Annotated in this window: 1 protein-coding gene; it reads left to right on the forward strand. The window is 65.6% G+C overall.

The features are described from left to right. Positions 1–40 precede the first annotated feature (40 nt). A partial coding sequence (locus tag SB719_RS21695; RefSeq protein ID WP_412159964.1) for a hypothetical protein occupies positions 41–250 on the forward strand: 210 nt, incomplete at its 3' end.

The following is a 250-nucleotide window of genomic DNA, read 5'->3' on the forward strand; positions in this document are numbered from 1 at the left end:
GACCTCGACGGTGAACCAGCAAGGCGACAACCTGAGCAGCGTGGCCGGGAGGACCACAAGCCTGGAGAACGGCCTTACCACCACCAACCAGAACGTCACCACGGCGCAGCAGGCCGCGCAGGCGGCGGCTACGGCGGCCGGTGGCAAGGGTGAAGTGATCTACGGTTCGACCGCGCCGGCCGCTGACAAGCGTCTGGCGCAAAACCTGTGGATCGACATCACCGGTAATGCAAACACGCCCAAGCGCTGG

Source organism: Pantoea sp. SIMBA_079, from assembly GCF_046940275.1.
GTDB classification, from domain to species: domain Bacteria; phylum Pseudomonadota; class Gammaproteobacteria; order Enterobacterales; family Enterobacteriaceae; genus Pantoea; species Pantoea borealis.